This is a genomic window from Methylocella sp. CPCC 101449 (assembly GCF_031921685.1).
In the GTDB taxonomy this organism is placed as follows: Bacteria; Pseudomonadota; Alphaproteobacteria; order Rhizobiales; family Beijerinckiaceae; genus Terripilifer.
This window is the reverse complement of record NZ_JAPDHU010000001.1, coordinates 1,138,562-1,156,389: the sequence shown is the minus strand read 5'-3', so window position 1 is coordinate 1,156,389 and position 17,828 is coordinate 1,138,562. Positions and strand designations below refer to the sequence as shown.

Genomic DNA, 17,828 nt, shown 5'->3' with positions numbered 1-17,828 from the left:
CACGCAAAAGCAGATTGACAGAATTTAGTCAAACTGACAGAATTTAGTCATCATGGCAAGGGAGGTTGCTCATGCTGACAGCACCGGATGTCTGCTTTGATCCTGCGGCTAAGGTTCCCATGAAGGTCAATGCCTTTGAGGCGGCCCGCCAGGGCAATACGCAATTGCTACCGCTCTTTCCCTATCAAGGTGCCGGCGACATCGTGCCGTGTGTCGCGGCCCTGGCGAGTGACGGGAAGGGCATGCACATCGGCTATTTCGTTCACACCAATGCGGTCGACGAAGTGGGCGTGTCGTTTGGCTCGACGGGACGCGTGCGATCCGGCGACGTGTTTGTCGGTCACAAGAGCCACGGCGTTGGCGGTGATTCCGATCAGGCCTTTTTCGCCGTTCTGGTCATCACCCAGCGTCAGTTGGAAAGCGGTGAACAGCCTGAGGGCGTGACCTTTCAATGCGAGAAATGCGCCACCGAATTGTTCCGTTACGATTTCGACGGCGGACTGTCCGATGAGGAAAGCCGCGGCGATTTGCTGCCGCTGCCGAGCCTCAAAGGCTCGAATGATGCGGCGATGATGCTCAACATGGATGAAGCCAAGCGCACCTGCAAATCTTGCGGTCACGTCACCCAGCCGTTTCCGCTGCATATCTGGGGCTGGGGACATTACATGCGGCGCACGGGGATCACCTCCAACGCGCGTCGCGCTCTCGCGGAGGCCGCTCAATCATGAATCAAGCCATCACCCAGCGCGTCACCACGCGGCGCAAGAACAGCTTCAATCTCTTTCGCGAAGCCGCGAAGCTCGCCTCCTTCGACGAGTTTCCCATGCTGCGGCCCGAGGTCGATCCGCAATTGACCTTGAGCAGCAATTCCGTCGATCAGCCATTTTTCCTCGTGTGCGAGAAGGACAGCGTGATCGCGCAGGCGAGCGGCCGGGCGCAGGTCGTCTTTCACGAAGGGCCGGTTCGCTATTTTGATCTCGTACCAGGTGACTTCGTTTATGTCCCCGGTGGCACAGCCCATCGCATTCTGACGAAGGAGCCGGGCAATCAGTTGCGCTACAAAGCGCGCGAGCCGGGATTGGAAACCGTCGTCTGGTATTGCGACAGTTGCAGCCATGAAATGGATCGCCAAAGCTGGAACGCCAGCGATCAGGCGCCGCAGGCCGGCTATGCCGCCGCCTGCGAACGTCATAATGGCGAGACGGCGCGGCGCACCTGTTCCCATTGCGGCCACGCACACGCGGCTGTCGATCTCAGCGCCTTTCGCTGGCCGGCGATCGCAGCAGCCTTGGCGCAGGGTGACGACGCGTAATTTCGCTTTGCGAACCATCGGAGCGAGTGGGCCAAGTCCCGTCTTGCATTGTTCCGCTTTCCATTGATCTGAATGTCGAATTGCCACTTCCCCATTGCCAAACGGCGCGGAAATCAGTGAAACTGATATTCCAATCCGGTGCGGATATGAGGGGAGGGGCACGATGAGGACTATGGTTTCGGCATTGGCGCTGCTGGTGGCGGCCAGCGCGGCTCAGGCGCAGATCGCCGGCGACAAAGTGCGGATCGGCGTTATGACCGACCTCTCCGGCGTTTACGAATCCGGCGCCGGTCATGGCTCAGTCGAAGCGGTGCGCATGGCGGTCGAGGAGTTCGGCGGCAAGGTCAACGGCAAGCCGATCGAAGTTCTGGCCGGCGATCATCAGAACAAGCCCGATGTTGGCGTTTCCATCGCCAATCGCTGGTATGACGTCGATAAGGTCGACGTCATCACCGAACTGGTTAATTCGGCGGTGGCTTTCGCCGTCCTCGATGTGACCAAGCAGAAGAATAAACTGGTGATGCTGGCCGGTGCTGGCTCAGCCGATTTCACCGGCAAGGCCTGCGCGCCCGACAACAGCGTCCACTGGGTCTATGACACCTACCAGCTCAGCGCCTCGATCGCCGCCGCCGTGCCGCAGCTCGGCAAGAAATGGTATTTCATCAGCGCCGACTACGCTTTTGGCGCGGCGCTGGAAGCCGGTCTGCGCCCCTCGCTGACCAAGGCTGGGGTCGATATCGTCGGTGCCGTCAAACATCCGCTCAGCAACCACGATTTCTCGTCCTTCGTGCTGCAAGCGCAGAATTCCGGCGCCGATGTCATCGCCCTCAACAATGGCGGCGACGACACGATCAACGGCCTGAAGGCGATCCGCGAATTCGGACTGAAGGCTAAGGTCGTCGGTTTCGGCCTTGATAGCCCGCTGGCGGTGAAGGCCATGGGGCTCGAAGTGGGCCAGGGCGCCTATAACGTGTCCGCCTGGGTTAACCGCGAGGACGACGAGACCAAGGCCTGGATCGCCAAATTTATCGAGCGGCGGAAGGTCTTTCCGGGCTCGTTCCAGGTTGGCGTCTATTCGGCGGTCAAACATTACCTGAAGGCGGTTCAGGCGGCCGACAGCACCGACAACAAGAAAGTGGTCGCCAAAATGCGCGAGCTGCCCGTCCGCGACATATTCACCAATGATGGTTACCTGCGCCCTGACGGCCGCATGGTCCACAGTGTCGCCCTCACGCAGATCAAATCTCCTGCGGAATCAAAAGGGGAATGGGATCTGGTGAAGACTGTCGGCCCGCTGAAGGGCGATGACGTGTTTCGCCCCCTCGACCAGGGCGGTTGCCCGGCCCTGAAGTAACGATTAAGTCGAAGTCCGAGCAACGGTTTTTCAACCTAGGCGATCCAGCGTGGCGTCGGGCCAGTTAAGGTCCAGGCCATGCTGGCGTTGGGGGCTCGGTTTGGTTGTGTCTGGGTTTGTGATCAGCGTCATCGGCCTTTGCGCCGCCCTTCTGGGGGCGGCGATCGGCTGGGCCGTCCATCGGGCGAGCGGCCAGGGCAAGCCGCCGGAACGGTCGCTCGATGAAGCCCGGTTCGAAAAGCTCCAAGACGAATTGTGGACTTTGAAGGAAGCCGCCGCCGCCCGGCATCGGGCCGAGGCCGCCAACGAGGCCAAGTCGCGCTTCCTCGCCACCGTCAGCCACGAAATCCGCACGCCTCTGAACGGCATTCTCGGCATGGCCGACCTGCTGCGTCACGGCCCCCTGGTGGCCGAACAGCGCGCCTATGTCGAGGCGATCCACACATCGGGCACGGCGCTCGCCAATCTGATTGAGGAAATTCTCGATTTCTCCCGCATCGAAGCGGGCCGGCTCGAACTGGCCAACGAACCCTTCGACGTGGTGACCCTGGTCGAGGGCGTCGCCGAACTGCTGGCGCCGCGTGCTCAAGATAAAGGTGTCGGCATCGCCGCCATGATCGAGCCTGGCGTGCCGCGCCGCCTGATCGGCGATGCGGCGCGTCTGCGCCAGGTGCTGATCAATCTTGCAGGCAATGCGGTGAAATTTACCGAGACCGGCGGCGTCGGCCTACGCGTCGCCAGGAAGTCCGGCAGCCGCGTGATCTTCTCGGTGGCCGATACGGGGCCTGGCATATCGTCCGATCAGCAGGAGACGATTTTCGAGGACTTCGAACAAGGCGATGGCTCGGCGACGCGCCGCCACGGTGGTTCGGGCCTCGGCCTCGCTATTTCACGGCGTATCATCGATCACATGCAGGGCGATCTGCGCCTGGAAAGCACGGATAGCAGCGGCTCCATCTTCACTTTCGAGGTCGATCTGCCGGCAGCGTCCGATCAGGAGAGGATCGAAGCGCCGCCTTTATGGGGACGTCGCGTGCTCGTCGTCGGTCGCGCGCCGTTCGAAACGAGCTATCTCGGTGAACGGCTGGTGGCGGTGGGTGCGGAAACCCTGCGCGCCGAGACGATCGAAGAGCTGCGCGCCGTGCTGGCGCACAAGCCTACGCCCGATGTGGCGATCGTCGACTGCGCTCTGGGTGAAGACGTTTTGCGCCAAAGCATCGCGGCGACACGCGCCGCTGGTGTCGAGCGCAGCCTCATTCTGTTCTCGCCGTTTGAACGGCGCACGACGGCGCAGAATACGCTGGCCGGTTTCGACGGCTGGTTGGTCAAGCCCGTCCGTACCACGTCGTTGATTGCGCGTCTGCGCGGCGAGATGGCCGGCAGCACGTCGGCGAACAAGGTTGAAGCAAGCACCAAGCCGCAGATCGAGCTGCATGTGTTGTTGGTCGAGGACAACGAGATCAATGCGCTCGTGGCGCGCAAACATCTGGAGCGCATCGGCGCCAAGACCACTCACGCGGTCGATGGCATCGAAGCTGTCGATATCGTCAGCCGCACCTTGCGCGGCGATCGCTCCCGTTTCGACGTGATCTTGATGGACATTCGCATGCCCGGCCTCGATGGCATCGATGCGTCGCGCTGGATCCGGCGGCTCGAGAACGAGGCGGGTGTCACGCCGACGCGTATTGTCGCACTGACCGCCAATGCGTTCGAGGAAGATCGTCGTGCCGCGCTGGAGGCGGGAATCGATGATTTCCTGACTAAACCGATCGATCCGGACCACTTGGCATCGGCCATTTTGCCCAAGCGTCAGGTCGCCCGCGCCTGAAGGATTCTGGCGCTGTAACAAGAACGACGGAAAATCGTCATAATTTCTTCCGATCTGGATGGCTTCTGGTTACATGGGGCGAATCATGGGATCGGGGATTTCACAATGAAACCGACAAGTGAACGAGCGGGCGTGCAGCGTTTCGCCGGTCTTGTCAGTGCATTCGTTCCGCAGCGCCGCATCGTCCGCGATCTGCACGGCCTGCCGGAATCGCTGGCGCGGGTTGGTTCGCTGGAACTGAAATTCGCCGTGACCAGGAAGGAGATCCGCAAGGCGCAGCGTCTGCGCTACCGGGTGTTCTTCGAACAAGGTTCCGCTCAAGCCGACCGGACGACGCAATTGCGCCGCCGCGATGTCTGTCCCTTCGATGTCGCCTGCGATCATCTCATCGTCGTCGATCACGCGGCGAAATCGCGCTATGGCCGCGTCAAGCCGAAGGTCGTCGGCACCTATCGGCTGCTGCGGCAAAATCCGCGCAAGAGCGACGGTGGCTTCTACAGCGCTCAGGAATTCGATGTCGCGCCGCTGCTGACGCGTCATGTCGAAAAACGCTTTCTCGAACTCGGCCGTTCCTGCGTGCTGCCGGAATATCGTGCCCGCCGCACTTTGGAACTGTTGTGGCGTGGCATCTGGATGTATGTCAGCCATCACAATATCGATGTGATGATCGGCTGCGCTTCGTTCGAGACGGTCGATCCGGCGAAGATCGCTGCGCCGCTGTCGCTCCTGCATTACAAAGCCGGCGTGCCGGCGGAGTGGGCCGTGCGCGCGCTTGACGATCGCCGCGTCGACATGGCGATGCTGGCTGATGGTGCGGTCTCGCCGCGCCGCGCACTGGCGGTGCTGCCGACCTTGATCAAGGGCTATCTGCGCCTGGGCGCGATGATCGGCGATGGCGCCGTCATCGATCATCAGTTCGGCACCACGGACGTCCTGATCGTCCTGCCGGTCGCCAATATCGATGAGCGCTATATCGATCACTTCGGCGGCGGCAATCCGCCGGCCAACGAGATCGCGGCTTAAAGCGGCATAGCGTTTTCGAGCGAAGTGGATGCCGGTTTGCGTGAAGAAAACGCGTCAAAACTATAGCGGCCGCTGTTTGAGAATGCGCGGCGCTGCCGGCGGCGCGCGCCACACTTGCACTCGATAATGATCGTCGCCCTCAAGCCCGTCTTCTGAAAGCGTATTTAAATCGCCATAGGAGAGGCGCACCCGATAGTCGCCAGGTTCGACCGCGACGCGCGGCGCATCGGGCAGATAGTCGGTACAGCCGCTGATGACGAGCCGGTCCGACACGACGGCCAGATGGCACTCGGCCACATGGTCCCATGTTTCGAAGTCGGTGGCAGGCTCGCTGTCGAGGATTTCGATTGTCAGCGGTACGGTCATATTGCGTACGGTGCCGATCATCACGAAGCCTTCGCCGGCGGCGAACATGCGATTGATCACTTCGTCGTTCCAGTCGATGGATCGATCGATGTCCGCGCGCTCGTCCTCCAGATAGAGCTGGAAATAATCGGCGAACAGGTCGAACTGATAGCGGCGAACCGGCATCGCCTTCTCCAAAATGTTCAGCCGAACCGGTTGCGATCGTGCGGCGCGGCAAAGTCGATGTCGGGTCCAATCGGTACGATGCCGGTCGGGTTCACCTGCAAGTGACTGCCGTAATAATGCTTCTTGCAATGATCGAGGCGGAAGGTCGAGGCGATGGCCGGCCGCTGGATCAGATCGCGTGTAAAGCCCCAGATGTTGGGATAGTCGACGATACGGCGCTTGTTGCATTTGAAATGCGAATAATAGACCGCATCGAAGCGCAGCAGCGTCGTCAGCAGGCGGATGTCGGCTTCGCTCAGCACGTTGCCGCAGAGATAGCGCTGCCGGCTCAAACGCTCCTCGATGAAATCGAGGGTTTCGAACAGCGGCACCACCGCTTCTTCGTAAGCCTGCTGCGTGGTGGCGAAGCCGGCGCGATAGACGCCATTGTTCAGCGTCGTATAGATGCGTTCGTTGACCGCATCGATCTCGGCGCGCAGGGCCTGCGGATAATAATCGCCGGGCGTCGCGCCGATGCCGTCGAAAGCGGTACTTAGCATGCGGATGATTTCGGAGGATTCGTTGTTGACGATGGTACCGGTCTGCAAATCCCAGAGCACCGGAATGGTCACGCGCCCGGTATAGGTCGGATCGGCGCGGTTATAGACCTGATAAAGAAAATCGGCATGGGCCACGGGATCTGCAACCACGCCGTCACCTTCCGCAAAGGTCCAGCCGTTTTCCAGCATCAGCCAATGCACCACGGAAACCGAGATGGCGTCTTCGAGCCCTTTCAGTGCCCGCATGATGAGCGTGCGTTGCGCCCACGGGCACGCATAGCCGACATAGAGATGATAGCGGCCTCGCTCGGCCTTGTATCCCGGTTGACCATCCGTGGAACGGCCATCGGCCGTGATCCAATTGCGGAAGGAACTGTCGCGACGCACGAAGCGTCCCTTGTTGGCCGCCGCGATGAGCGGTTGATCTTCCCACTTGCCGTCGATCAGCATGCCCATCGCACTCTCCTATCGGCCTTCGCCGGCTTCCCACAAGGTCTCTAGCCCTTCCCGATAGGTGGGGTGGATTGGCTCGAATCCAAGTTCGAACCGCGCCGCTTCGATGGAGACGCGTTTGCATTCGGCATAGAAACTGCGCGCCATTTCGGAAAGTTCGGCGGTTTCGAAGTCGATCACCGGCGGCGGTTCGACCTGCATCAGGCTCGCCGCATAGGTGACGACGTCCTGCGCCGGCGTCGGATGGCCGTCGGCGATGTTGAGCAGCAGATCTTCGCCGCTCCTGTCGCGCGCTACGCATTTGGCGATCGCCTGGGCGATGTCGTCGACATGAATGCGATTGAAGACCTGATCTTTCTTGACCAGGCGCTTGGCCTTGCCATCGCGCAATTGCACCAGCGCATTGCGGCCGGGGCCGTAGATGCCGGCGAGGCGCAGGATATAGAGGCTGCGCTTGCCTTCGCGCGCCACGGCGCGCCAGAGATTTTCCGCCGCAAGCCGCATCAGGCTGCGCGCATTCGTCGTCAGCGGCGCCGTGCCTTCATCGACCCACTCGCCTTGGCGATCGCCGTAAACGCCGACCGTGGACAGATAGATGATTTTGCGCAGACGTTTTGAGCGCGTCAGCGGCAAAGCGAATTTCGCCAGCACCGGATCGCCCGCTTCACCTGGTGGAACGGAGACGAGGACAACGTCGGCCTCACTGAGGGCTTCGACAATGCCTTCGTCCGCACCGTCGTCCGAGAACAGATAGGTCTTGATGCCTGAGGCTGTCAGTTCAGCCTTTCTCTTGTCGGTGGTGACGGTGCCAGCAATGCTGTCGAAATCAGGCGCGTGCTTGTGAATGTAATGAACTGATGAATAACCGAGGCCGAATACGAAAAGGTTCATCGCAATCGAGATGCTCCAAATATCCTTGCGGCCAGCCAAGTTCGCCGGACGTACCAAGTTCGCCAGACCTGGGCGGCCATTTCAAGTGAGAAGGCCCGCTGCGGCCTAGCTCATGTACGACTTGTAGCATTCGCTGCCCATTCCGCAAGCACAGCGGAATCCGACTCCTGTGCATGATGATGCTGACGGAGCTCCGCGAATTGTTGCGCTGGCAAGAGTTGCTGCAGCGCCCACACGGCCATGGCGCGGACCACTGGCGCGGCATCGTCAAGCCCGGTGCGGGCCGTCGGGATGAGGCGTGCGTCGGCGGAATTGCCGATGGCGATCATCACGTTGCGCACGAAACGGTCGCGACCGATGCGCTTGATCGGGCTGCCGGAGAATTTGCTCCGGAAGGCGGCGTCGTCGAGCGCAGCGAGGTCCGCGAGTGGCGGCGCCAGCAGGTCGTCGCGCGCCTGAAACTTGGCTTCGCGCGAAGCCGCGGCGAATTTGTTCCACGGGCAGGCGGCCAGGCAATCGTCGCAGCCATAGATGCGATTGCCCATGGCGGTGCGGAACTGCCGGTCGATATGCCCTTTGTATTCGATGGTCAGATAGGAGATGCAGCGCCGCGCATCGAGGCGATAGGGCGCGGGAAAGGCGTTGGTGGGACAGGCATCGAGACAAGCCCGACACGAACCGCAGTGATCGCTCTCGGGCGGATCGATGGGCAAAGGCAGCGTGGTGAAGATCGTGCCGAGGAACAGCCAAGAGCCATGATCGCGCGACACCAGATTGGTGTGCTTGCCTTGCCAACCGATACCGGCGGCCGCCGCCAACGGCTTCTCCATCACCGGCGCCGTATCGACGAAGACCTTCACGTCGGTCTCTGCATCGGCGCGGCTGACGAGAAATTGCGCCAGCATTTTCAACCGGCCTTTGATCAGCTCGTGATAGTCGCGATTGCGCGCATAGACCGAGATGGTCGCTTGCGAGGTCTGATCGAGCGAGGCGAGTGGATCGGTGTCAGGCCCGTAATTGACGGCGAGCACGATGACGCTGCGCACCTCGCTCCACAGCACACGCGGATCGCTGCGCCGATCGGCCGTTTCTTCCATCCAGTCCATGTCGCCATGAGCGCCCTCGCCGAGCCATTGCTTGAGGCGGGCAGGGGCCTGGGGAATGGCGTCGGGCGCGGCGATGCGGCACTGATCGAAACCGAGTTCGGCGGCGCGCTGGCGCAGGGCGTCGATGAAGGATGGTTTTAGAAATCGAGGTTGGCGTAGGCCGGCCCCGGCGTCATGCCCGGCACCCGGTCGTTCAGCAGGGCGCGGAACGACGGTCGCGATTTGATCCTCGCGTACCATTCCTTCGCCGTGTCGTCTTCGGTCCATGGCACGTCGCCCAGATAATCCGCACATGACAGATGCGCCGCCGCCGCCAGATCGGCATAGGTCATCATGTCGCCGGCCAGCCATTTCCGTTTGGCCGTCAGCCAGCCGATATAAGCCATATGATAGCGGATGTTAGCCCGTCCGGCGCGCACTGCGTCCATATCGGGGGCGCCGCCGCCGGCCTCGGCGGTCATGTAGCGCTTGTAGATCTTCTCCGTGACGAGAAAATTCGACACTTCGGCGAAGAATTTGCCGTTGAACCAGTCCATCAGCCGGCGGACCTCGATCCGCCCGGCGGGGTCCTGGGGCAGCAGGCGGTGCCCGCCCAGATGGGCGCCATAGGCCTCGTCGAGATATTCGGCGATGTTGCCGGCACCCGGTATGGCCAGTTGCGACGGTTCCACCAGAACCGGCGTCTCGCCCGCCGGATTGATCATCAGGAATTCATTCCGCCGTTCGAAAGCTCGTTCTTCGATCAACTCGGGCTCTAAGCCATATTCGGCGAGAGCGATGCGGATAAAGCGCGAATGAGGACAAAGCGGATGATGAAACAGAACGGGCATGAGCAACAATGATTTGGGGACCGCGACGCGAACACGGGTGAGATCTATGCAGGAGGAGACAGGCGCAAGGCCAGACTTTATTTAAAATGCATAGGCCCTAGGTTAAGTTCCGGTTAACCGTCATGGCTTTGGTATAATGGTGGCTTCAACTATAGAGGCTTGAGCTGCGGTGCGCGCGATTCGCGGACTGAGCGTATCTGCGGCCGTAGACCCTTCGATTCCGCGCCGAGGCCCTTCCTGATGTCCACGATTGAAGCCATCAAGGCGCTGATCCTTGGTGTGGTCGAAGGATTCACCGAATTTCTGCCGGTTTCGTCCACCGGCCATCTGCTGCTTATCGGCCATTTCCTCGGCTTCGAGTCGAAGGGCAAGACCTTCGAGGTGCTGGTGCAGCTCGGCGCCATCCTCGCCATTCTCATCGTCTATTTCAAAAAACTCTGGTCGATCCTGCTGGCCCTGCCCAGCGATCCCAGAGCCCGCTCCTTCGTCATCGGCATTCTGATCGCCTTTCTGCCGGCCGCCATCATCGGCGCGTTGCTGCATAACTTCATCAAGGACGTGCTGTTCAATCCGATGATCGTCTGCACCACGCTCATCGCCGGCGGTCTCGTTCTTCTGGCGGTCGAGGACATGCCGCTGAAGAGCAAATTCACCGATGTGATGGATTTCCCGCCGATGATGTGCCTGAAGATCGGTCTCTTCCAATGCCTCGCCATGGTGCCGGGCGTGTCGCGTTCCGGCGCCACCATCGTCGGCTCCATGCTGATGGGCGCCGAGAAGCGCGCGGCGGCGGAATTCTCTTTCTTCCTCGCCATGCCGACCATGGCGGGCGCCTTTGCCTACGATCTGTTCAAGAACTACAAGATTCTCGAATTCAACGACGTCGCGCTCATCGTCATCGGCTTTGTCGCGGCTTTCATTTCGGCGCTCGTCGTCGTGCGCGGCTTCTTGAACTATGTCTCGCGCCACGGCTTCAAGCTCTTCGCTTGGTGGCGCATCATCGTCGGCATCCTGGGTTGGATCGGGCTCTACTTCGTGCCGGTGCGCTAGAGCCCACCGTCATTGCGAGGAGTGCAACGACGAAGCAATCTAGGGCGCGTGGTAGGACGTCAAGAAATGCCTCTGAAACAGGCATTTTACGTCTATGGCTACACGCTTTGACTCCTGGATTGCTTCGCTTGCGCTCGCAATGACGGCAGGACGGTCGCGCATTAAATCCGCTTATCGCCCGACGTGCATAAATCGGCGACGACGCATTTCTCGCACTCCGGCCGGATCGCCTTGCAGATGTAGCGCCCATGCAGGATCAGCCAGTGATGGGCGTGGCGACGAAACTCCTTCGGCACGACTTTCTCAAGCCCCAGTTCCACTTCGAGTGGCGTCTTGCCGGGGGCCAGACGCAGCCGGTTGGAGAGGCGGAAAAGATGGGTGTCGACGGCGATGGTCTCTTCGCCCCAGGCGATGTTCAGCACCACATTGGCGGTCTTGCGGCCGACGCCGGGCAAGGTCTCCAGCGCCTCGCGCGTGCGCGGAACTTCACCGCCATATTGGTCGATCAATTGTTGTGAGAGTGCGATGACGTTCTTGGCCTTGTTGCGATAGAGGCCGATCGTCTTGATATAGTCGCGCACTTTTTCTTCGCCCAAGGCGACCATTTTCTGCGGCGTGTCGGCGACGGCGAAAAGGCCGCGCGTGGCGCGGTTGACGCCGACGTCGGTCGCCTGTGCCGACAGCACGACGGCCACCAGCAGCGTGTAGACATTGACATAGTCCAGCTCGCCTTTCGGCTCTGGATTGGCCTCGCGAAGCCGTTCAAAAATTTTGTGAATGATCGCCGCGCTGACCGGTTTTTTGCCGGGTTTTGCGGGTCTTTTACCGAGAACCGTCGGCACCGCCGCCGGGGCTTTCGAGGAGCGTCGTTTCGGCGCTGCGGAAGTGGATTTTTTCGCGGGCATGATCCGTCTATATTAGAGAGGAATTGGAGGCCGCGAGCGTCGTGACCGCGATCCATCCCAGCGACACACAGATTTTCGCACGCCGCACCGTGCCGCATCGTTCGCTCGACCGGCGCGGTTTCCATCGCCTGTTGATGGTTTTCGCGGCTTTCTCGTTTTGCGTCACCCTGCCGTTCGTCATCATGGGCGCCTGGCCGGTGGCGGGTTTCATGGGCGTCGACGTCCTGATCTTTTATTTCGCCTTCCGGGCCAATTTCCGCGCCGCCAACGCCTATGAGGATGTCACCCTGACGCCGGTGCTGCTGCATATCGAGCGCGTCAGCCATCGCGGCAAACGGCACGAATGGCGGCTCAACCCGCTCTGGGTGCGGCTGGAGCGGCAGGAGGACGAGGATTTCGGCCTGGAGCATATTGCGCTGGTGACGCGCGGCCGGCGCATCGAGGTCGCCATCTGGCTTGGGCCGGAAGCACGCGAGCAATATGCCAACGAACTGGCGCGGGCGCTGGCGGAGGCCAAGCGTGGTCCCCGCTATAATTGAATATCCCTGAACCGTCGCGGTTTTCGGGTGGCGGCAGGGGCGGGAGGGGGCCATGTTACGGGCCAGACACAAGGACCAGAACCATGACCCTGCAACCTGATCTTCCGATGGGCGCCCGCCCGATCGACCTGCGTGCCCCCGGCACCGTGCAGATCGCGCCCGACACCAATGATTACAACCGCATCCGCGCCGCCATCGAATATCTGACCCTGAACTGGAAGGATCAGCCTTCGGTGGAGGATATCGCCGCGCATCTCGGCATGTCGGCCTCGCATTTCGCTCATCTGTTCAAGCGTTGGGCTGGCCTCACGCCTATGGCCTTCCTGCAGGCGCTGACCATCGATCATGCCCGGCGTTTGCTGCGCGATCAGGCCTCGGTACTCGACACCGCCTATGAAGTGGGTCTCTCCGGTCCGGGCCGCCTGCATGATCTCTTCGTCACCCACGAGGCGATGTCGCCGGGCGAATATAAATCCCGCGGCGAAGGCCTGGTGCTGACTTACGGCTTCCATACCTCGCCGTTCGGCGAAGCCCTGGCGGTGTTCACGCCGCGCGGCCTCGCCGGCCTCGGCTGGGTCGACCAGAAGGCCGCGCCCGGTACGGCAGGCACCAACGGCAAGCCGGCGGGCGGGCGCGAAGGCGCGCTCGCTGACATGCAGCGCCGCTGGCCCAATGCCACCTATGTCCGCGACGATGCGGCGGCGGCCGATTATGTGCGCCGCGCCTTCGATCCGACGGAATGGCGTGCCGACCGGCCGTTGCGTGTCGTCCTGATCGGCTCCGATTTCGAGGTGCGGGTGTGGGAAACCCTGCTGCGCATCCCGCTCGGCAAGGCGACCACCTATTCCTCGATCGCCCGCCACATCGACAAGCCGAAAGCCGCGCGGGCGGTCGGGGCGGCCGTCGGTCGCAATCCGATCTCCTTCGTCGTGCCCTGCCATCGCGTGCTGGGCTCGACCGGCGAGCTGACCGGCTACCACTGGGGCTTGGCCCGCAAGCGGGCGATCATCGGCTGGGAAGCCGGACAGGTTGGTTCGATTACTTAATAACATAATATCGGAGTGGAAATATTCTATTCCGATATCAGGATGTTTTGTTTGACATAAAGAACATATCGTCTCATAAAACATCCACGCGCCGATTTGAGCTCGCAGCTTGCGGGCGCGGAAAAAATGCAGCTAAAGCGCCGGCCGGTCTCACGGGACGCGTCCGCGCAAACCGTGAGGACCGTCATGACACAATTTTCGCCCAAATTTTCCCGTCGTCTCATTTTGTCGGCCACGGCCCTTATGGCTTTGGCCGCACCCGCTTTCGCGCAGGTCAAAGAGATCCGCGTCGATTGGGCGACCTACAGCCCGCTCTCCCTGGTGCTGAAGGAAAAGAAACTGCTGGAGAAGGAATTCGCGGCCGATGGCATCGCCATCCGCTGGGTCTTCTCCGCCGGCTCCAACAAGGCGCTCGAATTCCTCAACGCCGGCTCGCTCGACTTCGGCTCCACGGCCGGTGCCGCCGCGCTGATCGGCAAGATCAACGGCAATCCCATCAAATCGATCGGCCTCTATTCGCGCCCCGAATGGACGGCCCTGGTGACGCGCCCCGACACCGGCATCACCAAGATTTCCGACCTGAAGGGCAAGTCAGTCGCGGTCACGCGCGGCACCGATCCGCACATCTTCCTGGTGCGCGCGCTCGACAGCGCCGGCCTCACCGAAAAGGACGTGCGCCTCGTTCTGTTGCAGCATCCCGATGGCAAGACCGCGCTCATCCGCAAGGACGTCGACGCCTGGGCCGGCCTGGATCCGATCATGGCGCAGGCGGAAGTCGAGGACGGCGCGCAACTGTTCTATCGCAACGCCGCCGCCAACACCTGGGGCGTGCTCAATACGCGCGAGGATTTCGCCAAGCAGAACCCCGGCATCGTCCGCCGCGTCAATCAGGTCTATGAAGAAGCACGCCAGTGGGCCGTGCAGAACAAGGCCGAACTGACCAAGCTGCTGGTCGCCGAGACCAAATTGCCGGAAGCGGTCATCGCCAAACAGCTTGAGCGGACCGATCTCAGCAATGCGACGATCGATGGTAAAGTCGCCGAGACGATCCAGGAAGCGGGCCTCGCCTTGCAGAAGGCAGGGGTCATCAAAGCCGATGTCGATGTGAAGGCCGCCGTATCGTCTCTCGTCGACACCAGTTTCGCGCCGAAAGGGCAGTAGCGCCTGAACACTTGGCCAAACACTTGGCCAAGCACTCGGGAGGAGTGGTGCGGTGAGTGAAGCGGGAACGCTTGAGAAGATCGAGACAGCCGATCGTCAGTGCGCATTCGTGCCCAGCCCGCGCTGGCTCTTCGGCCTCGTCCTTCCGGTCGGCGCGGCGGTTCTCTATGAAATCACAGCGCGCCTCGGCATTTTCGAGGCGCGTCTGTTGCCACCGCCCAGCCGCGTTTTCGCGGCCTTGTGGGAATTGGCAGCCAGTGGCGAATTGCTCACCCATATCACCGCCACCTTGCTGCGCGTCGCCCTCGGTTTCGGCCTCGGCGCTATCGCCGGCACGTTGCTTGGCGCGCTGACGGGTTCATCCTCGGCCGCACGCCGCTTTCTAGATCCAACCTTGCAGGCGCTGCGCGCCATACCCTCGCTTGCCTGGGTGCCGCTGTTCATTCTGTGGCTCGGCATTTTCGAGAGTTCGAAAATCGCGCTGATTGCGCTCGGCGTCTTCTTCCCGGTCTATCTCGGTGTCATGGGCGCCATCGCCAATGTCGATCGCAAGATCGTCGAAGTCGGTCGTGCTTTCCGTCTGTCGCGCTGGCAATTGGCGCGGCGCATTCTGCTGCCGGCTATTCTGCCCGATTACATCGTGGCGCTGCGCTCGGGCCTCGGCCTCGGCTTCATGTTCGTCGTTGCCGCCGAAATCATGGGCGCTTCGGAAGGCCTCGGCTATCTGCTGGTCGATGGCCAGCAGCTCGGCAAGCCGGCGCAGATTCTGGCCGCCATTCTCTGTTTCGCCGTGCTCGGCAAAGTGCTCGACTGGCTGCTGGTCTTGGGCACGAAGCCGCTGCTGACCTGGCAGGATTCTTTCGCGCGGACGGTGTGATGCTCACCCTCGATCGCCTCTCCAAGATTTACGCCAATGGGACGCAAGCGCTCTCCGACGTCACCATGGGTGTGGCACCCGGCGAGATCGTTGCTCTGGTCGGCGGCTCGGGCTGCGGCAAGACCACTCTGCTGCGTCTCGCCAGCGGCCTCGAACAGGCGAGCGGTGGTCGCGTCGCCGTCGATGGCGATATCATTTCCGCGCCGCATCCCGATGTCGGCATCGTCTTTCAGGAACCGCGCTTGCTGCCCTGGCTTACCGTGGCGCAGAACATCGCCTTCGGTGTCGAACATCTGCCCAAGGCCGAGCGCGATGCGCGTGTCGATGAAGCACTGCTGCGCGTCGGTCTCGCCGGCTATGGCCCGCGCTGGCCGCGCGAACTCTCCGGCGGGCAGGCGCAGCGCGTTGCCATCGTGCGCGCCTTGGTGGCGCGCCCGAAAGTGCTGCTGATGGACGAGCCGTTCTCGGCGCTTGACGCGTTGACCCGCGCCTCGCTGCAGGATCATCTGCTCGCTCTGTGGGAGGCGCACCGGCCGACTTTGCTGCTCGTCACCCATGATGTCGAGGAAGCCGCCGCCCTGGCCGATCGCGCCATCGTCATGCAGCCGCGCCCCGGCCGGGTGTTCAAGGACATTCCGATTGATCTGCCGCGTCCGCGCGATCGCCTGTCGCATGATTTCGCCGAGGCCAAACGCGCCATCCTGGCGGCGCTTGACGGTTCGCTCGGCAATCCCCATTCATCGCCGAGGCGCATATCAGTGCCGTCCGGTGCATCCTGGTAGTTTTGAGGAGTTGACTGATGGATTCCGCCTCCCTTCGCGCCATGCAGGCGCCCTATAAGGATAAATACAAGGATAGCCCCGATACGGCTCTAATCACCTTGAAGGCGCAGGGCTCGATCGATGAATCGAAGATCGCCTGCAAGGTCGAAACCGGCCGCGCTTTGGCGGTCGCTGGCCTGCACCCGGCGACCGGCGGCTCAGGCGCGGAATTCTGTTCTGGCGACATGTTGCTGGAAGCGCTTGTTGCTTGCGCTGGCGTGACGTTGAAGGCAGTCGCCACCGCGCTTGAAATTCCCGTGAAGGCCGGCGTTGTGAAGGCCGAAGGCGATCTCGATTTTCGCGGCACGCTCGGCGTCGCCAAGGATGCGCCGGTCGGCTTCCGCGAGATTAGGCTGTCTTTCGATCTCGACACCGATGCGCCGCAGGACAAGATCGACTCGTTGATCAAACTCACCGAGCGTTACTGCGTCATCTTCCAGACCTTGAACAAGCCGCCGAAACTGGCCCTTAACGTTTCGCGCGTTTGATCCCGCGCGGGGTCTCCTTGAAGGCGACCGAAGCTCCTGTCAGTGTATCGAGGCTCGTCGAGGTCTGAAGCCCAAGCGGAAGATTTTGGCAGCCTCTCCCGTTTCGGGATGGATAGGAGGATGTCATGGCGCCTGCCGCGAACGCCGAATATTGGCCGGAACTCCCTTACGCCGCGTGGAAGAGCAGTTGCGAAACCTTGCATCTGTGGAGCCAGATCGTCGGCAAGATTCGCCTGGCGCACACCCCCTGGCAAAACCATTCCTGGCATGTGCCGCTCTATGTGACTGCACGTGGCCTGACCACTTCACTCATTCCTGCCCCGCGTGAATTTCAGATCGATTTCGATTTCATCGATCATCTGTTGTGGATTCGCACCAGCGACGGACACAGCCGTCAGATCATGCTGGCGCCAAAGTCGGTGGCGGAATTCTATGAAGAAGTGGAGGTCGCGTTCTCCGAGCTCGGGCTGGCCATGGATATCCAGACCATGCCGTGCGAACTGGCCGATTGCATTCCCTTCGATCAGGATCGCATTCACGCCGCCTACGATCGTGATTATGCCCATCGCTTCTGGCGTATTCTGCTGTCGACACAGGACGTGCTCGCGCGCTTTCGCACAGGCTTCATCGGCAAGGTCAGTCCGGTGCATTTCTTCTGGGGCAGTTTCGATCTGGCGGTGACGCGCTTCTCCGGCCGCACGGCACCCCAGCATCCAGGCGGCGTGCCCTTTCTGTCCGACGCCGTCACGCGCGAAGCTTATTCGCACGAAGTCTCGAGCGCTGGCTTTTGGCCCGGCGGCGGGGCGATCGATTATCCGGCGTTCTATTCCTATGCCTATCCCTCGCCGCCCGGTTTCGGCGAGGCCGCCGTTGAGCCGCGTGAAGCGTTTTTCTCGAAGGAACTGGGCGAGTTCATTCTGCCCTATGATGCCGTACGCACCGCCCGCGATCCGCAGGCGGCGCTCATGGCTTTTCTGTGCAGCACCTATGATGCGGCGGCCAATCTCGGCAAATGGGATCGCGCGGCCCTGGAATGCAGCTTTGGTCAGACCGGCCGACCGCGCGTCGTATAGA

The 17,828-nt window shown here is 61.6% G+C and carries 19 protein-coding genes and 1 riboswitch; of the genes, 13 read left to right on the top strand and 6 right to left on the bottom strand.

Annotated features, from left to right (window positions below):
- Window positions 1-71 precede the first annotated feature (71 nt).
- The 5 genes from OIM99_RS05245 to OIM99_RS05225 all read left to right on the top strand — a co-directional run bounded on the left by OIM99_RS05245 (window position 72) and on the right by OIM99_RS05225 (window position 5,517).
- Complete coding sequence (locus OIM99_RS05245; RefSeq protein WP_311849273.1) at window positions 72-728, top strand: hypothetical protein; 657 nt, start codon at window positions 72-74, stop codon at window positions 726-728.
- A complete protein-coding gene (locus OIM99_RS05240; protein WP_311849272.1) occupies window positions 725-1,312 on the top strand; it encodes a hypothetical protein in 588 nt (195 codons plus the stop codon). The genes OIM99_RS05245 and OIM99_RS05240 overlap by 4 nt, the downstream gene beginning before the upstream one ends.
- Before the next feature lie 163 nt (window positions 1,313-1,475).
- Complete coding sequence (locus OIM99_RS05235; RefSeq protein ID WP_311849271.1) at window positions 1,476-2,666, top strand: ABC transporter substrate-binding protein; 1,191 nt, start codon at window positions 1,476-1,478, stop codon at window positions 2,664-2,666.
- A gap of 106 nt (window positions 2,667-2,772) precedes the next feature.
- Window positions 2,773-4,494: an ATP-binding protein gene (locus OIM99_RS05230; RefSeq protein ID WP_311849270.1), complete on the top strand. Its 1,722-nt coding sequence runs from the start codon at window positions 2,773-2,775 to the stop codon at window positions 4,492-4,494.
- A gap of 105 nt (window positions 4,495-4,599) precedes the next feature.
- Window positions 4,600-5,517: a GNAT family N-acyltransferase gene (locus OIM99_RS05225; protein WP_311849269.1), complete on the top strand. Its 918-nt coding sequence runs from the start codon at window positions 4,600-4,602 to the stop codon at window positions 5,515-5,517.
- A 60-nt stretch (window positions 5,518-5,577) separates the two neighbouring features.
- On the opposite strand, the gene OIM99_RS05220 is transcribed toward OIM99_RS05225, so the two are convergent.
- From OIM99_RS05220 to OIM99_RS05200, 5 genes are all read right to left on the bottom strand, one after another.
- A complete protein-coding gene (locus OIM99_RS05220) occupies window positions 5,578-6,048 on the bottom strand; it encodes a hypothetical protein (RefSeq protein WP_311849268.1) in 471 nt (156 codons plus the stop codon).
- Window positions 6,049-6,065: 17 nt separating this feature from the next.
- Window positions 6,066-7,043 (bottom strand): glutathione S-transferase family protein, encoded by a 978-nt coding sequence (locus OIM99_RS05215; RefSeq protein ID WP_311849267.1) that lies wholly within the window; start codon window positions 7,041-7,043, stop codon window positions 6,066-6,068.
- Window positions 7,044-7,052: 9 nt separating this feature from the next.
- Window positions 7,053-7,931, bottom strand: a complete 879-nt coding sequence (locus OIM99_RS05210; RefSeq protein ID WP_311849266.1) for an NAD-dependent epimerase/dehydratase family protein — start codon at window positions 7,929-7,931, stop codon at window positions 7,053-7,055.
- 110 nt (window positions 7,932-8,041) lie between these two features.
- On the bottom strand, window positions 8,042-9,277 hold the full coding sequence (gene queG / locus OIM99_RS05205) for a tRNA epoxyqueuosine(34) reductase QueG (RefSeq protein ID WP_311849265.1): 1,236 nt from the start codon (window positions 9,275-9,277) through the stop codon (window positions 8,042-8,044).
- Complete coding sequence (locus OIM99_RS05200; RefSeq protein WP_311849264.1) at window positions 9,175-9,867, bottom strand: glutathione S-transferase family protein; 693 nt, start codon at window positions 9,865-9,867, stop codon at window positions 9,175-9,177. The genes queG and OIM99_RS05200 overlap by 103 nt, the downstream gene beginning before the upstream one ends.
- Window positions 9,868-10,107: 240 nt before the next feature.
- Here OIM99_RS05200 and OIM99_RS05195 point away from each other — a divergent pair, with 240 nt between their 5' ends.
- On the top strand, window positions 10,108-10,917 hold the full coding sequence (locus OIM99_RS05195) for an undecaprenyl-diphosphate phosphatase (RefSeq protein WP_311849263.1): 810 nt from the start codon (window positions 10,108-10,110) through the stop codon (window positions 10,915-10,917).
- A 161-nt stretch (window positions 10,918-11,078) separates the two neighbouring features.
- Here OIM99_RS05195 and nth read toward each other — a convergent pair whose 3' ends face one another.
- Window positions 11,079-11,822 carry an endonuclease III gene (nth, locus tag OIM99_RS05190; RefSeq protein ID WP_311849262.1) on the bottom strand — a complete coding sequence of 248 codons (744 nt, stop codon included), beginning with the start codon at window positions 11,820-11,822 and terminating at the stop codon, window positions 11,079-11,081.
- Between the two features lie 41 nt (window positions 11,823-11,863).
- Here nth and OIM99_RS05185 point away from each other — a divergent pair, with 41 nt between their 5' ends.
- The 7 genes from OIM99_RS05185 (at window position 11,864) to OIM99_RS05155 (ending at window position 17,827) form a co-directional block, all read left to right on the top strand.
- Window positions 11,864-12,361 carry a DUF2244 domain-containing protein gene (locus OIM99_RS05185; RefSeq protein ID WP_311849261.1) on the top strand — a complete coding sequence of 166 codons (498 nt, stop codon included), beginning with the start codon at window positions 11,864-11,866 and terminating at the stop codon, window positions 12,359-12,361.
- A gap of 107 nt (window positions 12,362-12,468) precedes the next feature.
- Complete coding sequence (locus tag OIM99_RS05180) at window positions 12,469-13,407, top strand: methylated-DNA--[protein]-cysteine S-methyltransferase (protein ID WP_409371500.1); 939 nt, start codon at window positions 12,469-12,471, stop codon at window positions 13,405-13,407.
- Window positions 13,408-13,485: 78 nt separating this feature from the next.
- A riboswitch (SAM riboswitch) is annotated at window positions 13,486-13,563 on the top strand.
- 30 nt (window positions 13,564-13,593) lie between these two features.
- Window positions 13,594-14,568, top strand: a complete 975-nt coding sequence (locus OIM99_RS05175) for an aliphatic sulfonate ABC transporter substrate-binding protein (protein WP_409371472.1) — start codon at window positions 13,594-13,596, stop codon at window positions 14,566-14,568.
- Window positions 14,569-14,647: 79 nt separating this feature from the next.
- Complete coding sequence (locus OIM99_RS05170) at window positions 14,648-15,445, top strand: ABC transporter permease (RefSeq protein WP_311850352.1); 798 nt, start codon at window positions 14,648-14,650, stop codon at window positions 15,443-15,445.
- Window positions 15,445-16,227 carry an ABC transporter ATP-binding protein gene (locus OIM99_RS05165; RefSeq protein ID WP_311849259.1) on the top strand — a complete coding sequence of 261 codons (783 nt, stop codon included), beginning with the start codon at window positions 15,445-15,447 and terminating at the stop codon, window positions 16,225-16,227. The genes OIM99_RS05170 and OIM99_RS05165 overlap by 1 nt, the downstream gene beginning before the upstream one ends.
- Before the next feature lie 17 nt (window positions 16,228-16,244).
- Window positions 16,245-16,754, top strand: coding sequence for an OsmC family protein (locus OIM99_RS05160; protein ID WP_311849258.1), 510 nt, complete (start codon window positions 16,245-16,247; stop codon window positions 16,752-16,754).
- A 125-nt stretch (window positions 16,755-16,879) separates the two neighbouring features.
- Window positions 16,880-17,827 (top strand): DUF5996 family protein, encoded by a 948-nt coding sequence (locus tag OIM99_RS05155; RefSeq protein WP_311849257.1) that lies wholly within the window; start codon window positions 16,880-16,882, stop codon window positions 17,825-17,827.
- Window position 17,828 lies beyond the last annotated feature (1 nt).

Excerpts from the sequence above, each read along its gene's own strand:
- OIM99_RS05210 (WP_311849266.1), bottom strand. The coding sequence starts at position 7,931 with ATGAACCTTTTCGTATTCGGCCTCGGTTATTCATCAGTTCATTACATT.
- OIM99_RS05240 (WP_311849272.1), top strand. The coding sequence starts at position 725 with ATGAATCAAGCCATCACCCAGCGCGTCACCACGCGGCGCAAGAACAGC.
- OIM99_RS05200 (WP_311849264.1), bottom strand. The coding sequence starts at position 9,867 with ATGCCCGTTCTGTTTCATCATCCGCTTTGTCCTCATTCGCGCTTTATC.
- OIM99_RS05225 (WP_311849269.1), top strand. The coding sequence starts at position 4,600 with ATGAAACCGACAAGTGAACGAGCGGGCGTGCAGCGTTTCGCCGGTCTT.
- OIM99_RS05160 (WP_311849258.1), top strand. The coding sequence starts at position 16,245 with ATGGATTCCGCCTCCCTTCGCGCCATGCAGGCGCCCTATAAGGATAAA.
- OIM99_RS05195 (WP_311849263.1), top strand. The coding sequence starts at position 10,108 with ATGTCCACGATTGAAGCCATCAAGGCGCTGATCCTTGGTGTGGTCGAA.
- OIM99_RS05215 (WP_311849267.1), bottom strand. The coding sequence starts at position 7,043 with ATGGGCATGCTGATCGACGGCAAGTGGGAAGATCAACCGCTCATCGCG.
- OIM99_RS05220 (WP_311849268.1), bottom strand. The coding sequence starts at position 6,048 with ATGCCGGTTCGCCGCTATCAGTTCGACCTGTTCGCCGATTATTTCCAG.
- OIM99_RS05175 (WP_409371472.1), top strand. The coding sequence starts at position 13,594 with ATGACACAATTTTCGCCCAAATTTTCCCGTCGTCTCATTTTGTCGGCC.
- OIM99_RS05245 (WP_311849273.1), top strand. The coding sequence starts at position 72 with ATGCTGACAGCACCGGATGTCTGCTTTGATCCTGCGGCTAAGGTTCCC.
- OIM99_RS05165 (WP_311849259.1), top strand. The coding sequence starts at position 15,445 with ATGCTCACCCTCGATCGCCTCTCCAAGATTTACGCCAATGGGACGCAA.
- nth (WP_311849262.1), bottom strand. The coding sequence starts at position 11,822 with ATGCCCGCGAAAAAATCCACTTCCGCAGCGCCGAAACGACGCTCCTCG.
- OIM99_RS05155 (WP_311849257.1), top strand. The coding sequence starts at position 16,880 with ATGGCGCCTGCCGCGAACGCCGAATATTGGCCGGAACTCCCTTACGCC.
- OIM99_RS05180 (WP_409371500.1), top strand. The coding sequence starts at position 12,469 with ATGGGCGCCCGCCCGATCGACCTGCGTGCCCCCGGCACCGTGCAGATC.
- OIM99_RS05235 (WP_311849271.1), top strand. The coding sequence starts at position 1,476 with ATGAGGACTATGGTTTCGGCATTGGCGCTGCTGGTGGCGGCCAGCGCG.
- queG (WP_311849265.1), bottom strand. The coding sequence starts at position 9,277 with ATGGTACGCGAGGATCAAATCGCGACCGTCGTTCCGCGCCCTGCTGAA.